This is a genomic window from Nocardia sp. NPDC047038 (assembly GCF_040644075.1).
Lineage (GTDB): Bacteria > Actinomycetota > Actinomycetes > Mycobacteriales > Mycobacteriaceae > Nocardia > Nocardia sichangensis.
Map to the genome: position 1 here is coordinate 1 of NZ_JBEYVQ010000003.1, position 14,943 is coordinate 14,943.

Here is a 14,943-nt window from a genome sequence, read left to right on the forward strand (position 1 = left end):
CGGCGGTGGTGACGGTGTCGTGCCACCACAGGTCGCGGCCTTCGGTCCAGGGGACTTCGATGCCGGTGCGGCGCACCACCAGCACATGCTCGACGCTGGATGGGGTGTCGCCGTGGGCGTAGAGGGCCTCGTCGACGGCTTCCTTCAGTGGGGCGGCTTTGCCGCGCCGCCACTGCCCGTCGGTGGTGATCACCAGGCGGGCTCGGGCGTCGTCGACGCGCTGGCGCAACGCGGCGGGGGAGAATCCGGCGAAGACGACGGAGTGGGTCAGCCCGAGGCGAGCGCAGGCCAGCATGGCGACGATGGCCTCGGGCACCATCGGCATGTAGATGGCCACCCGGTCGCCGGTCTCCAGGCCGAGTTCGGTGAGGTAGTTCGCGGCGCGGGAGACCTCGTCGAGCAGTTCGCGGTAGGTGATGGCGCGCGAGTCGCCGGGTTCGCCTTCCCAGTGGATGGCGACCTGGTCGCCGTGTCCGTCCAGGACGTGGCGGTCCACGCAGTTGTAGGCGACGTTGAGCTTTCCGCCGACGAACCATTTCGCCACCGGAGCCCCGCTCCAGTCCAGCACCTGGGTGAACGGTTCGTGCCAGTGCAGCCGCCCGGCCTGTTCGGCCCAGAACGCGTCGCGATCGGCCGCCGCCCGCTCGTAGAGTCCGGCGTCGGCGTTCGCCTGGGCGGCGAACTCCGCGTTCGGCGGATACGAGTCCCTGTGTTCGGCGCTGGTTTCGGTCATCTCGTCTCTTCTTTCCACGTAGCCTGAGCGCACGATTCGACGCAGCCGAGTTCGACAGTAATCAACTGTGACCCATGCCGCGTGCGGTGTGTCGATCGGGTTTCGCCCGCGTCACGCCGCCGCGCCTGCCTCCCGCGGCGAACGCGATGCTCCGGCCGCGCGGCCGTTTCCGCACGAAACTCGGGGTGTTTCGGCGATGTTGCCGGATCGGTAACAAGTACAACGAACTCGGATCAATCAGGTGACAGTGCCCGCGCCGGTGGTTACTCTGCCAACCACACAGGGGGATCGCGTCGGCATGCGCTGACGGGCCTCCTGCGGGTGCCGATCGGCTACCCCCTTCTCGCACCGGGAGGACGCGTTGAAATTCCACAGAGCGATGGCGCTGACCGCGGCGGTCGTACTGGCCACGAGCCTCGGGCTGTCCGCATGTTCCTCGGGCGACGGCGCCGATGCCGACATCGTCACGGTCAACGGTGGCGAGCCGCAGAATCCGCTGGTGCCTACCAACACCAACGAGAATATGGGCGGCCGCGTGGTCGACCGGCTGTTCGCGGGCCTGAAGTACTACGACGGGAGCGGCAAGGCGCACGACGAGATGGCGGAGTCGATCCAGACCACGGATCGGAAGAGCTACCGGGTGACCATCAAACCCGGCTGGAAGTTCACCGACGGCACCCCGGTGACGGCGAAGTCGTTCGTCGACGCGTGGAACTACGGCGCGCTCGGCACCAACGCCCAGTTGCAGAGCTATGTGTTCAGTCCCATCGTCGGTTTCGACGAGGTGTCTGCGGAAAAGCCTACGGCACAGACGATGTCGGGCTTGAAGGTGATCGACGACCGCACCTTCACCATCGAGCTGAAGGCACCCTCGATCGATTTCGAGACCGAACTCGGGTACGCGCCGTTCTATCCGCTGCCGGAGGCCGCGTTCAAGGACATGAAAGCGTTCGGAGAGAACCCGATCGGCAACGGCCCCTACAAGTTCGCCCGGTCCGGGGCGTGGGAGCACAACGTTAAGATCGATCTGGCGCCCAACCCGGACTACCCCGGCGGCCGCCCGGCCAAGAACAAAGGGCTGCGGTTCGTGATGTATCAGTCCTTCGACACCGCCTACGCGGATCTGCAAGCGGGCAATCTGGACGCGCTCGACACCGTGCCCGACAGCGCGCTCACCTCCTACGAACGGGATCTCGGTGACCGCGCGATCACCAAGCCGACCGCCCAGAACCAGCACATCGGCATCCAGTCCAACGTCGCGCACTTCGCCGGCCAGGAAGGGCTGTTGCGGCGTCGGGCGATCTCGATGGCGATCAACCGGGAACAGATCGCGCAGAACATCTTCCACGGCACCCGGATCCCGGCGCGCGACTTCACCGCGAGCACGCTGCCCGGCTTCGACCCGAACCTGCCCGGCTCGGAGGTGTTGAAGTACAACCCCGACGAGGCCAAGAAGGTCTGGGCACAGGCCGACGCGATCTCGCCGTGGTCGGGCCGCTACGAGATCGCCTACAACTCCGACGGCGGCCACCAGGCCTGGGTGGAGGCGGTGGCCAACAGCGTGAAGAACACCCTCGGCGTCGACGCCATCGGCGTGCCGTACCCGACCTTCAAGAACATCCGCGACGAAGTGAACGCGCGCACCATCAACAAGGCCTTCCGCTACGGCTGGCAGGGTGACTACCCGACCATGCTGCAGTTCCTCACTTCGCAGTACTACAGCTACTCCGACACCAACAACGTCGACTACAAGAACCCGGAATTCGACCGCCTGCTCGATGCCGCCTTGGCCGCGCCGAGCCAGGACGAGTCCTACAAGATCATCGCGCAGGCCCAGTCCCTGCTGATCAAGGACCTGGCCGACGTCCCGGTGTTCGACTATGTGGCCGCCGCGGGCCGCTCCGACCGGGTGCGCAAGGCCGAACTCGCCTGGAACGGACTGTTCGACTTCGAGAACATCGAGAAGTAGCCGCCGGCCGCCGGGCGTCCGGGTGACGCTCGGCGGTCCTGTTCAGGAGGCGAAATGGCCTGGTATGTCGGGCGGCGTCTGCTTCAGATGATCCCCGTGTTCCTCGGTGCGACCCTGCTCGTCTACGCACTGGTGTTCCTCGTCCCTGGCGACCCGATCCACGCGCTGGCGGGTGACAAACCCATGACGCCTGCGGTGGAGGCGCAACTGCGGGCGCGCTACCACCTCGACGAGCCGTTCCTCGTGCAGTACCTGTTGTATCTGAAGGGCATCGTCACGCTGGACTTCGGCACGGCCTTCTCCGGCAGGCCGGTGCGGGACGAACTCGCGCGTGCGTTCCCGATCACGATCAAGTTGGCCTTCATGGCGGTGCTGATCGAGTCGGTCTTCGGCGTGCTGTTCGGCCTGATCGCCGGACTGCGCAAAGGCAAGCTGTTCGACTCCGCGATGCTCGTGATCAGCCTGGTCGTGATCGCGGTCCCGGTCTTCGTGGTGGGCTTCCTCGCCCAATTCCTGCTCGGCGTGAAGTGGGGCATCGCGCCCGTGACGGTCTCCGGGAAGGCGACCGTCGGCGAACTGCTGGTGCCCGCGATCGTGCTCGGCTCGCTGTCGTTCGCCTACGTCCTGCGCTTGACCCGGAATTCGGTGGCGGAGAACATGTCCGCCGACTACGTGCGCACCGCGACCGCCAAAGGCCTGCGCAGGCCACGCGTGGTGACCGTGCACATCCTCCGCAACTCGATGATTCCGGTGGTCACGTTCGTCGGCGCGGATCTGGGCGCCCTGATGGGCGGTGCCATCGTCACCGAGGGCATCTTCAACATTCCCGGCGTGGGCGGCACGCTCTACCAGGCCATCACCAGGGGGGAGCCGCCGACCGTCGTCTCCTTCGTCACGGTGCTGATCGTCATCTTCCTGCTCACCAATCTGCTCGTGGACCTGCTCTACGCCGCACTCGACCCGAGGATCCGCTATGCCTGACCGCACCGAGGCCGCGAGTCCGCGCCGCGGCCAGGAGCATTTCGTCGCGCCGCCCGACGAGGTCGAGGTGCTCGCCACCGACGCCGTGCTGGATGCGGGCGCGCCGACCAGCATCTGGCGCGACGCGTGGCGGCAGCTGCGGCGCAACCCGATCTTCATCGTCGCGGCGGTGCTGATCGTGTTCGTGCTGATCGTGGTGATCTGGCCGGGGCTGTTCACCGATCAGGACCCGCGGTACTGCAACGGCGACTTCAGCATGGACCCGCGCGGCGCGGGGCACCCGTTCGGTTTCGACAAGCAGGGGTGCGACATCTACGCCCGCACCGTCTACGGAGCGCGGGCTTCCGTGCTCGCCGGAGTCGGCGCGACGCTGCTGTTCGTGCTGATCGGGGGAACGCTCGGCGCGCTGGCGGGCTTCTACGGCGGGCCGCTGGACTCGATCGTCTCGCGGGTCGCGGAGGTCTTCTACGCGATTCCGTTGATGCTGGCCGCCATCGTGATCATGCAGCTGCTGGACGCAAGGACGATCTGGACCGTGATCGTCATCCTCGCCTCGTTCACCTGGCCGCAGGCGGCGCGGATCGCCCGTAGCGCGGTGATCCAAGCGAAGAACAGTGATTACGTCACGGCCGCGAAAGCTTTGGGCGTCTCTCGACCGCAGACGCTTGTGCGCCACGTGTTGCCCAACGCGGCGGGACCGCTGATCGTGGTGACCACGCTGTGGCTGGGCGTCTTCATCGTCACCGAGGCGACGCTGTCCTATCTCGGTGTCGGTCTCCCGCGCACCGTGGTGTCCTGGGGCGCGGACATCGCCACGGGTCAGAAGGAGATCCGCACCTCCGCCATCCTGTTCTATCCGGCGACGGCGCTGGCGCTGACCGTGCTGAGCTTCATCATGCTGGGCGACGCCGTGCGCGACGCCCTCGATCCGAAGGCGAGGAAGCGATGAGCGAGGCCGACCGGCCGCTGCTGGAGATCACCGATCTGAACGTGAGCTTCACCGCCGACGGCAAGCCGGTGCCCGCGGTCCGGGACGTGAGCCTGTCGGTGTATCCGGGGCAGACCGTGGCCATCGTCGGGGAATCGGGCTCGGGAAAGTCGACCACCGCGCACGCGATCATCGACTTGCTGCCCGGCACGGGCCGGGTCACCTCCGGTTCGATCAGGTTCGACGGCAAGGAACTCACGGCGGCCTCGAAACGAGAGATCGTCGCGGTCCGCGGCAGCGGCATCGGCCTGGTCCCGCAGGACCCGATGTCGAATCTGAATCCGGTGTGGAAGATCGGTTTCCAGATCCGCGAGACGCTCGAAGCCAACGGCATCGCGAAGGGCAAGGCCGCCGAGAAGCGAGCGGTGGAACTGCTCGAGGAAGCGGGCATGCCCGACGCCGAACGCCGGGTGAACCAGTATCCGCACGAGTTCTCCGGCGGCATGCGCCAGCGTGCGTTGATCGCGATCGGCCTGTCCTGCCGACCGCAACTGCTCATCGCCGACGAGCCGACCTCGGCGCTCGACGTGACCGTACAGCGGCAGATCCTCGACCATCTCGAGCGGCTCACCGCCGAACTCGGCACCGCGGTGCTGCTGATCACCCATGACTTGGGTCTGGCGGCGGAGCGTGCCGAACACCTGGTGGTGATGTATCGCGGCCGTGTCGTGGAGTCCGGGCCCGCTTTGCGGATTCTGCGTGATCCGCAGCACCTGTACACCAAACGGCTGGTGAGTTCGGCGCCGTCGCTGGCCGCGCAGCGGCGGTCGGCGGTGCGGCGCCGGGCCGAGATCCACGCGCAAGCCGCGCAGGTGGCGGCAGCCGACACGGTGGTGCCGGACGACGTGCTGGTAGCCGAGCATCTGACGAAGACGTTTCACATTCGCGATCGCACGCCGTGGAAGTCGACCGAGTTCGTCGCGGTGGACGATGTGTCGTTCCGGCTGCGGCGCGGGTCGACCACGGCGATCGTCGGCGAATCCGGCTCGGGCAAGACCACGGTGGCGCAGATGGTCCTCGGACTGCTCGCGCCCACCTCCGGCGCCGTGACATTCGACGGCAAGGACGTGACCACCCTGGACCGTAAGGAATCCTTCGCCTTCCGCCGCCGGGTGCAGCCGATCTTCCAGGATCCCTACGGCTCGCTCGATCCGATGTACACGATCTACCGCACCATCGAGGAGCCGTTGCGCACCCACCGGATCGGTACCGCCGAGGAAAGGGAGGCGACCGTGCGGGAACTGCTCGACAAGGTCGCGCTGCCTGCCGGTGTGCTGCGGCGCTACCCCAACGAACTGTCCGGTGGGCAGCGTCAGCGCGTGGCGGTCGCGCGGGCACTCGCCCTCCGGCCCGAAGTGGTGGTGTGCGACGAGGCGGTGTCCGCGCTCGACGTGCTGGTGCAGGCCCAGATCCTCCGCCTGCTCAACGAGCTGCAAGCCGAGCTCGGGCTGGCGTATCTGTTCATCACCCACGATCTGGCCGTGGTGCGGCAGATCGCCGACGACGTGCTCGTCATGCAGCGCGGCAAGGTGGTCGAGGCGGCGACGACCGACGAGGTGTTCGACGATCCCCGGCAGGAGTACACGCGCAAACTGCTCGACGCGATACCGGGACGCGATCTGCTGGCCGGATAGCGAGCCGGGCGCGCGGATCGGTCCGCGCGAGCGCAAGTAGCCTCGTATGCCGTGACCGATCCGCTACAGCCCCTCGTCGATCTTCCCGGTGTCCGGGACGCGGCCGACCGTGCCCGCGACGCGCTCGCCGAGGTGCACCGGCACAAGGCGAACCGGCGTGGGTGGCCCACCACGGCGGCCGAGGCAGCGGTGCGTGCGGCCCGGTCCTCGGCGGCCATCGACGGCGGCAGCACGGACATTCCCGCCGACGGCCGGGTTGCGGACCCGATCCTGGCCGGCTCGCTGCGCGTCGGGCAGGCGTTGGACGGGGACGCGCTGCGGAATCTGGTGGGCACCTGGCAGCGTGCCCCGCTGCAGGCGCTGGCGCGGCTGCATCTGCTCGCCGCGGCCGATCTGATCCCGGAGCAAGAGGCGCTCGGCAGACCGCGCGGCGACTCGGGCGTCGCGCAGCGGCTGGATCTGCTGGCGCAGACGGTGCTCGGTTCGCGAGCGCCCGCGCCGGTGCTCGCCGCCGTAGTACACGGTGAGCTACTGGCGCTGCGGCCGTTCGGCACGGCCGATGGCGTAGTCGCGCGGGCGGCCTCCCGGCTGGTCGCGGTGTCGAGTGGGCTGGATCCGCACAGCCTCGGCGTACCGGAGGTGTTCTGGTTGCGCAGGCGTCAGGCGTATCTGGACGCGGCCGCGGGATTCGGAACCGGGGAGGCGGAGGCGGTCGGCGGCTGGGTGGTCCTCTGTTGCGGGGCGTTCGAGGACGGCGCGCGCGAGGCCACGTCGATCGCGGACTCGGCGGCGGGATAACCCCCGTACACGTCAAAGCGGGCGGCGTTGTCTCTCGACCTCACCGCCCGCTAGCACGGACTACCCGGTTACCAAGCGTGCTAGGTGGGTTGTGTTCTGCGGCCTCGGCGACAATCCGGACATCGGCCGGTTCATCCCCGCAACCTGTGCGAGGCCTTCGCCGTCGACTATCCGAATTTCGCAGGCCCACAACGCTTCTGCCCTTGTCGCGGCGCGCTCCGCGTGGGTGCCTGGTGCCCGTGCTGGGAAGAAGGGTCGGGAGACAGTGCCTTCTCTTCCGGTGCTGCCTTGGCCTTCCGTCCTTCCGTAGTTACCTTTCTACACCTGTGACTGCACTCACATCAAGGGATGCGAGAACATTGAACAATCGGCGTTTTTCTCGGCGTTTCGTGGTTAAATGCCTGGTCCGCAGCGCCATCGGTCAAGTTGGCTGAGTTAACGGCAAGCCGCTGGCGACCCAGATGGGACGGGCTGCTCGAGCGTCCGATCTCAGCGTCGGCGGCGCAGCATCCGGTAGCTGATCGCGCCGGCCACGACCGCGCTCAAGCCGACCGCCGCGGTGGCCGCGAGCGTCGTCGAGGACGGCGCTTGGAAGCGCGCCCACAGCGACACCGGGTTGGAGAAGGTCAGGATCGGCCAGCCCCGCGTGGTGGCCTCACGGCGCAGATTGCGATCCGGATTGACCGCAGTGGGGTGGCCCACCGCGCCGAGCAGCGGCAGGTCGGTGATCGAGTCGGAGTAGGCGTAGCAGCGGGACAGGTCGTACCCCTCGTCTGCGGCGAGTTTCTCGATGGCGGCGACCTTGCCCTCGCCGTAGCAGTAGAACTCGACCTCGCCGGTGTACTTTCCGTCCGCCACGACCATCTGGGTGGCGGCGGTATGTGAGGCGCCGAGCGCTTCGGCGATCGGGCCGACGATCTCCTCGCCGGAGGCCGAGACGATCACCACATCGTGCCCCCGGATCTTGTGGTCGGCGATCAAGTCGGCCGCCTCCGCGTAGATCAGCGGATCGACCAACTCGTGCAACGTCTCCGCCACAATGGATTTCACCTGCTCGACGTCCCAGCCCGCGCACATGCTGGTCAGGTGGGCGCGCATCCGTTCCATCTGATCGTGATCGGCTCCCGACAGCAGGAACAGGAAGTGGGCGTAACTGCTTTCCAGTACGGCGCGGCGGTTCAAAAGCCCCTGCGCGTAGAAGGGCTTGCTGAATACGAACGTGCTCGACTTCGCGATCACGGTCTTGTCCAGATCGAAGAAGGCCGCGACGCGTCCACCTGCAGTGGCTGACTTGTCCACCCGACCAGGATAGGCGGCGGTATGGTCTCCGCTCGGCCAGGCGTCAGGTGTGGTGCGGCTGCTGTGTCCCCGTGGTCGGTCCGACCGCGGGTTGTGGCAGCGCTCTCCGGCCACCGCGCCTGTTGTGTGGCCGTCCTGCCTTCGATCGGCCGCGGATGGGCGGCGGCTGCACCACGGCTGCCGCTGGTCGGCACGCGTGTTCCCCGCCGTGGCGCGGCTGCGGCCGGTGCGGCGATGAAGTTTGCCCCGCAGACGCCGAAGCCACGACGGCCACAAAGATGTCCGTCGGCAGACTTGCGTGGTGGCCGGGGCTTAGGTGTAGTATTGCTGGCACCTGGACATGGTCCAGGCGCGTTCAGCCCGACCCCCCGGGGCTGAACCCCGACGGCCCCAGCCTCCTCCCCCCCCGGCTGGGGCCGTCCTCTATTTCAGGGACAGTGCGGTACGACATCGGGTTCGGATAGCTGTCCACAACCCCGGAGTTGTCCACATTCGGCATATCGCCCCTTCTGTCCCTGCTCCCGTTCCGCGACGCTGACCTGCATGAACCTCGATGCATCGGAGCCGAGCGGGCCGGCGCCCGCTCTTGTGCTCATCGATGACGACCGTCTGCGCGACGAAGTCCGGCGTATCGCGGCGGCCGCCGAACGGCCACTCGATGAGCGGACGCGACTCGTCGGCCGACATGCCTGGACCGGCGCTCCACTGGTCATCCTGGACACCGATACCGCACGCGAAGCGGCCGCCGCGGGCTACCTGCGCCGCGCCGGCGTCGTGGTGGTAACCGATGGTGAGCCAGGTTTGCTCGACTGGCAGGCCGCCGCCGCGGTCGGCGCGGAGCGGGCTATCGCCTTGCCCGGCGCGGCGGTGGGGCTCATCGAGATGTTTGCTGAATACGGCGAGCAGCGTGCGGGTGACGGCGTGGTGCTCGCCGTCGTCGGCGCGGGCGGCGGGGCCGGCGCGTCCACCCTCGCCGTCGCGGTCGCGCTGCGCGCCGCCGCGGAGGGGTTCCGGCGCGAGACCTTGCTGGTCGATGGCGCACCCTTCGCGGGGGGTCTCGACCTGCTGCTCGGTGTCGAGAACGCGGCGGGCCTGCGCTGGCCCGACCTGGTGGTGGAGGACGGGCGCGTCTCAGCGACCGCGCTGCACGGCGCCCTACCCGTCGCGGCGCCCGGGCTCGCGGTGCTGTCCTGTGGGCGCTGCGGTGCGGGACGATTGCCACGTGAGCTCGGCGCGCCCGCGGTCCGCGCTGTCATCGAAGCAGGCCGTGTCGCAGGCGATTTCATAGTTTGCGATATTTCCGGTGAGCGCGGGCCGCATGCCGACCAGATGCTCGACTGCGCGGACCTCGTGGTTCTGGTCGTTCCGGCGCGGCTGCGTGCGGTCGCCGCCGCCGAAGCGGTGTCCGCCCATATCGCGCGGCGAAACCCGAACCAGGGCCTGATCGTTCGCGGTCCGGCGCCCGGCGGCCTGCGCGGAGCCGAGGTCGCCGAGGTGCTCGATCTCCCGCTGCTCGCCGCCGTTCGCGCCCAGCCCGGTCTCGCGCACCGGCTGGAGCGCGGCGGGATGTCGGTAGCCCGCCGCGGGCCGCTGCGCGATGCGGCCGACGCCGTCCTCGGCGTACTGAGTGCACCACCGGGACAACGGCGGTGAGGAGGGGGCGATGAGCGCGATACTGACCAGCGAGCTGCTGGACCGGGTGCGGGAGCGCCTGGCGGGCGAGACCGGCGACCCGGATCCGGCGCAGGTCGCCGCCGCGATCCGGGCCGAAGCGGGCGGGGTGCTCGGCGACACCGACCTGCTGCGGGCTCTGCGACTGCTGCAGACCGAACTCACCGGCGCGGGTGTACTCGAACCGCTGTTGCACGATCCGCGAGTGGCCGACGTCCTGGTGACCGGTCCGGACGCGGTGTGGATCGATCGCGGGCACGGTCTGGAGAAGACCTCGATCACCTTCTCCGACGAGGCCGCGGTCCGGCGGCTGGCGCAGCGCCTGGCACTGTCGGCGGGCCGCCGACTCGACGACGCACAACCATGGGTGGACGGTCGGCTGTCCGGAATCGCTGCGGCATCAGGGGATTCGTTCGGGGTCCGCTTGCACGCGGTCCTCGCGCCGGTCGCGCACGGCGGCACTTGTCTGTCGTTGCGGGTACTCCGTCCGGCCACCCAGGGGCTGTCCGCGCTCGCCGTGGCGGGCTCGGTGCCCGCCGACGCGAAACTCCTGCTGGAACGAATCATCCGGGCGAGGCTGGCGTTCCTGGTCGTCGGCGGCACCGGAGCCGGGAAGACGACGCTGCTGTCGGCCCTGCTCGCCACGGTGGGTCCGTCCGAGCGGATCGTCTGCGTCGAGGACGCGGCGGAGCTCGCGCCACCGCATCCCCACGTGGTCCGGCTGGTGGCCAGGACCGCGAATGTGGAAGGCGTCGGCGAGGTCACCGTCCGTGACCTGGTCCGTCAAGCGCTGCGCATGCGGCCGGACCGGATCGTGGTCGGCGAGGTCAGGGGCGCCGAGGTGGTCGACCTGCTGACCGCGTTGAACACCGGACACGACGGCGGGGCGGGCACCGTGCACGCCAACTCGCCGCAAGAAGTCCCCGCCCGGCTGGAAGCCCTCGCCGCTCTGGGCGGCATGGATCGAGCGGCCTTGCACAGTCAACTCGCCGCCGCGGTACAGGTCGTCCTGCACATGCACCGCCGATCCGACGGCTCGCGAGGGCTGCGCGAGGTCGGCCTCGTGCACCGCAACGGCGATGGGGGCGTGCGGATCACGCCCGCCTGGCATACCACGGGTGCGGCCCCCGCCGCCGCGGACCTGACCAGCCTGCTCGCCGAACGGCTCGACCGTTGAGCGGCGCGCTGTTGTGTCTCGCGCTGGCGTTGGTCCTGGTTCCGGCGCCTCGGTGGCAGCGCCGGTTCGGACAGCTGTTCACCGCACGCGTCGAGTACCGAATACCGGAGCGCGGCAGGCTGTTCCGCGTCTGTGCCTGCGTAGGCGTGGTGATCGTGCTCGCCGTCTTCGGTACGGGTGCTTTCCTCGCGGCAGGCCTGGTCGCCGGAACGGTCGGGCTACGGGCTCGCCGGGCGGTACGGGACCGGCGCGGGAAAGCCGAGCAAGGGTACCTACTCGATGCCTTGGAGGCTGTGATCGCGGAATTGCGAGTGGGGGCGCATCCGAGCGCCGCCGCCGAGGCCGCCGCACGTGAGGTGTGGGGCGAGTCGTCCCGCGCGTTCACCGTTGGCGCCGCCCGCAGCCGACTCGGTGGCTCGGCGGCCGAGGGTCTGCGCCGGCCGGATTCCCCGATCGCCGCGGAACTCGCCCGGGTCGCCGGGGCGTGGCAGGTGGCCGAGCAGCACGGCTTGGCACTGGCGGAGTTGCTGTCCGCGGCCCGAACGGATCTCGCGGGACGCATCCGATTCCACGGCCGCACCACCGCCGCGCTGGCCGGCGCACGGGCCACCGCCGGTGTCCTGGCGTGTTTGCCGCTCCTCGGCATCGCCCTCGGCCAAATGATGGGCGCCGCGCCGCTGCACGTCCTGTTCGCCTCGTCCGCGGGGGCGGTGCTGTTGCCGGTAGGCGCGGGCCTGGCCTGCGCGGGCCTGCTGTGGACCGATGCCATCACCCGAAAGGTGCTGATATGAAGTCTTCTTCGATGGCTGGTCGCGGCCGGCCAAAGCAGTTGTCGAACTCGAAGCCGGTTGCGATCGGCGGGGAGAGGCGGTTTGCGCGCACGCCGGTTCCAAGGGTCGTGTGTGCCGTAGTCGCAGGCGGTGCGGCCCTGCGAAGCCGCCGCCCGGTCGGCGATCCAATCGGACTGCAGCGCACGGCGGATGCACACCACCTCGACGGCGCGTTCAACCCTGACTACCCGCAGACCGGCCGAAGCTACGGTCGCGCTGCTGAGCGACGACGGGTCAGCCTCATCGGTCCGCTCTTCGGCGACGGCACGCAGGTGACGCGTGGTGTGCCGTCGCATGGCCCGACTGTGGGCCGTGCACGAGGTCATCGCACAACAGGATCGCTCAGGAAGGCTGCTGATGGCGTTCACTTCTGGTGCGGCACTGCCGTTGCTGCTGATGGCGGCCGCACTCGCATCGCTGCCGGGACGAGTGGCCGTGAGCAGGCGGTTGCATGCCCTCGGCCGGACGCGCAACGCACCGGCCGAGACGTCGCGCCGGGTGAACCGGGAGACCGATCCGCTGGCTGTCGCCTCGGTGCTCGACCTGCTGGCCGCCTGCCTGCGTGCTGGGCTTCCCATGGCAGGGGCGGCGCGCGCCGTGGCGCAGGAGGCGCCGGAACCACTCGGCGAAGCACTGCGACGGGCGGCGGACCTGCTCGCGCTCGGTGCCGACGCGGCCACGGCCTGGCACCAAGTGGCGCGGGATGCGAAGGGGCGCCCAGGAGCCGACGAGATCGAGTCGCTGGCCCGGATGGCGCGCCGTTCGGCGCGGTCCGGATCGTCGCTGGCGGCAGCGGTCATGGAACTGGCCGAGCAGCGCAGGGCCGCGGTGGAAGACATCGCGGCCGCGAAGGCGGAACGCGCGGGCGTCCTGATCGGCGGCCCCTTGGGGCTGTGCTTCCTCCCGGCCTTCGTCTGCCTCGGCATAGTGCCGGTGGTCATCGGCTTGGCGAGCCGAGTCCTAGGCGGTGGGCTGCTGTAACTCCGCACCGGGCAGTGGCCACGCCGCCCATGGTGTCCGCACGGAAGCGTTCACGCCGGGTTTTTGCGCAGGTTCGGCGGACCGTGACCGGGCGGCCCGCGCTCGCGGACCCGCCTGGAATCGCATCGGGAGAACAGCGGACGGCCGGGCCCACGTCGTTCACGAGAGCGCGTCAGGTGGGTCGCTCGGAGCCCCCGCACCGTCGCTGCCGCCACCGGTCGGGAAGGCCGTCGCGGGGCTGGTCGGTCCGCCTATGGCCCGGCAGCTCGGCGGTGTGCCACGCACTCGGCGCTTCGGTGGCTGCTTTGCGTGCTGAGCCGTATCCAGCGTTCGGTCGCTCATGGAACCCGTCGCTGCCGCTGATCGGCACCCGTCGGCGGTTCGTCGTGGACCGAAGCGAAAGCGACCGTGCTCGGCTGGCAGCCTCGCGCACTGCATCGGAGGAAGCGTGCTCGTGCGGACCGGCCGCACGGGCCGGAAAGGAGGAATCGGGTGCGTATCCAGGGGGTTGTGAGGTCCGTGGGCTGCAGGGTGCGGGCTGTATATATAAGCCTGCGTGCGCGGGCGCTGCGGGCGATGGTCGCGGAGGACGGCATGAGCACAGCGGAGTACGCGATCGGCACGATCGCGGCGGCGGCCTTCGGCGCCGTGCTGTACGGGGTGGTGACGGGCGACAGCATCGTGAACGCGCTGACGAAGATCATCGACCGGGCACTGAACACATCGGTGTAGCTGTCGCCGCACCGTGGCTCGCCGACGATCGGGGAGGGGTGACGATCGAAGCCGCGCTCGCCCTGACCTCGGTCGTCGCTACCGTCGTGCTCTGTCTCGGGGCCCTGCTGGCGGCATCGACCCAGGTCCGCTGTGTCGATGCCGCCGGCGAGGCCGCCCGCCTCGCCGCGCGGGGCGATCACGCGAACGCCCGCCCGGCGGCGGAGCGCATCGCCCCGCCGTCGGCCGACATCGCACTCCGCACCGAGGGCACTCGTGTGATCGCCGTGGTTTCCGCGCGGACCCCACTTCTGCCGCTGCTCACCCTCCGCGCGGAGGCGGTCGCGACCCTCGAGCCCGGAGCCACCGAATGAAGGCGGTGCCGATGGTGGTCTGGCTTCTCGCGGGCGGCGGTGCCCGTCACGGTCGGATTCCGGTTCGCGACGCTGCCCGGAGCGAGACGTGACAGGGAACGGTGAGCGGGTTTCGATCAGCGAGCGCAGCCCGCGGCGTGTCCCTCGCATGCTGCGGGTTCGGGTGAGTGACGAACAGGGGTTGGCCACCGTGTTCGCTTGCTTGGCGCTCGTGGCCCTCATCGCGGTGACGCTATTGATCGCGCAGGTGGGGGCCGTGGTGGTGGCGCGGCATCGGGCGCAGGCGGCCGCCGATTCGGCGGCACTGACCGCGGCGGGAGCCTTGGTCGATGGCGTCGACGTCGCATGTGCTGAGGCGGACCAGGTGGCACGGCGGATGGGTGCGCGAATCCGTGTTTGCGAGGCGGTGGAGTGGGACGCCACGGTGGCTGTGGAAAGGAATGTACCAATAGGTCTGTACGGCGATCGGATCGTTCGGGCGAGCGCACGGGCCGGACCGGTTGAAGAGTGATGGAGTTCGATACACAGTCGGCCCCGCGTCGCTTCCAGTGGCGGAAATCGGAAACTTAACTGGCGGGTTTAAAAGCGGACTCAGGGAAATGCCCGCGCGGACCCGGGATATCTAAAAGGGAGGAATGCGCATGTCCACAAACGATGAAGTGGCAATAGTCTAGTTAACATGAATCTAATCCTCTTTATTCGACCGGGGTGAAGCGGCGGCATTCCACTGGGAGGTCTCCCAGCCCTCCCAGCGTGTGCGCTGGCAAGGTCGACAATTGGTCACGTGTCCGGCTCTA

Annotated in this window: 13 protein-coding genes and 1 pseudogene; 12 read left to right on the plus strand and 2 right to left on the minus strand. The window is 69.0% G+C overall.

The window, feature by feature from the left end:
• Positions 1-733: AMP-binding protein (locus tag ABZ824_RS13470; RefSeq protein ID WP_356963517.1), on the minus strand; the 733-nt coding region annotated here is incomplete at its 3' end.
• 379 nt (positions 734-1,112) lie between these two features.
• Here ABZ824_RS13470 and ABZ824_RS13475 point away from each other — a divergent pair.
• The 5 genes from ABZ824_RS13475 to ABZ824_RS13495 are packed head-to-tail and all read left to right on the plus strand — an operon-like array spanning position 1,113 to position 7,103.
• Positions 1,113-2,702: an ABC transporter substrate-binding protein gene (locus ABZ824_RS13475; RefSeq protein ID WP_356963877.1), complete on the plus strand. Its 1,590-nt coding sequence runs from the start codon at positions 1,113-1,115 to the stop codon at positions 2,700-2,702.
• Positions 2,703-2,756: 54 nt separating this feature from the next.
• On the plus strand, positions 2,757-3,683 hold the full coding sequence (locus ABZ824_RS13480; protein WP_355079253.1) for an ABC transporter permease: 927 nt from the start codon (positions 2,757-2,759) through the stop codon (positions 3,681-3,683).
• A complete protein-coding gene (locus tag ABZ824_RS13485) occupies positions 3,676-4,632 on the plus strand; it encodes an ABC transporter permease (protein WP_355079251.1) in 957 nt (318 codons plus the stop codon). Before ABZ824_RS13480 ends, ABZ824_RS13485 begins: the two co-directional genes overlap by 8 nt.
• Positions 4,629-6,305: an ABC transporter ATP-binding protein gene (locus ABZ824_RS13490; protein WP_356963518.1), complete on the plus strand. Its 1,677-nt coding sequence runs from the start codon at positions 4,629-4,631 to the stop codon at positions 6,303-6,305. Before ABZ824_RS13485 ends, ABZ824_RS13490 begins: the two co-directional genes overlap by 4 nt.
• A gap of 51 nt (positions 6,306-6,356) precedes the next feature.
• Positions 6,357-7,103 (plus strand): oxidoreductase, encoded by a 747-nt coding sequence (locus tag ABZ824_RS13495; RefSeq protein WP_356963519.1) that lies wholly within the window; start codon positions 6,357-6,359, stop codon positions 7,101-7,103.
• Between the two features lie 489 nt (positions 7,104-7,592).
• Here ABZ824_RS13495 and ABZ824_RS13500 read toward each other — a convergent pair.
• A pseudogene (locus ABZ824_RS13500) lies at positions 7,593-8,369 on the minus strand (HAD-IB family hydrolase); the annotation flags it as partial.
• A 576-nt stretch (positions 8,370-8,945) separates the two neighbouring features.
• Here ABZ824_RS13500 and ssd point away from each other — a divergent pair.
• The 7 genes from ssd (at position 8,946) to ABZ824_RS13535 (ending at position 14,657) form a co-directional block, all read left to right on the plus strand.
• The gene (ssd, locus tag ABZ824_RS13505) at positions 8,946-10,055 is read left to right on the plus strand and encodes a septum site-determining protein Ssd (RefSeq protein WP_356963520.1); all 1,110 of its coding nucleotides are present in this window, start codon (positions 8,946-8,948) and stop codon (positions 10,053-10,055) included.
• Between the two features lie 10 nt (positions 10,056-10,065).
• Positions 10,066-11,250: a TadA family conjugal transfer-associated ATPase gene (locus ABZ824_RS13510; RefSeq protein WP_356963521.1), complete on the plus strand. Its 1,185-nt coding sequence runs from the start codon at positions 10,066-10,068 to the stop codon at positions 11,248-11,250.
• Entirely contained in the window at positions 11,247-12,041 is a 795-nt protein-coding gene (locus tag ABZ824_RS13515; protein WP_356963522.1) for a hypothetical protein, read from the plus strand. The genes ABZ824_RS13510 and ABZ824_RS13515 overlap by 4 nt, the downstream gene beginning before the upstream one ends.
• A 396-nt stretch (positions 12,042-12,437) precedes the next feature.
• Positions 12,438-13,061 (plus strand): type II secretion system F family protein, encoded by a 624-nt coding sequence (locus tag ABZ824_RS13520; RefSeq protein ID WP_355079239.1) that lies wholly within the window; start codon positions 12,438-12,440, stop codon positions 13,059-13,061.
• Between the two features lie 546 nt (positions 13,062-13,607).
• Positions 13,608-13,793, plus strand: coding sequence for a DUF4244 domain-containing protein (locus ABZ824_RS13525; RefSeq protein ID WP_355079276.1), 186 nt, complete (start codon positions 13,608-13,610; stop codon positions 13,791-13,793).
• 38 nt (positions 13,794-13,831) lie between these two features.
• Positions 13,832-14,146: a TadE family type IV pilus minor pilin gene (locus tag ABZ824_RS13530; RefSeq protein WP_355079237.1), complete on the plus strand. Its 315-nt coding sequence runs from the start codon at positions 13,832-13,834 to the stop codon at positions 14,144-14,146.
• 163 nt (positions 14,147-14,309) lie between these two features.
• Positions 14,310-14,657 (plus strand): Rv3654c family TadE-like protein, encoded by a 348-nt coding sequence (locus tag ABZ824_RS13535; RefSeq protein ID WP_356963523.1) that lies wholly within the window; start codon positions 14,310-14,312, stop codon positions 14,655-14,657.
• Positions 14,658-14,943: the final 286 nt, after the last annotated feature.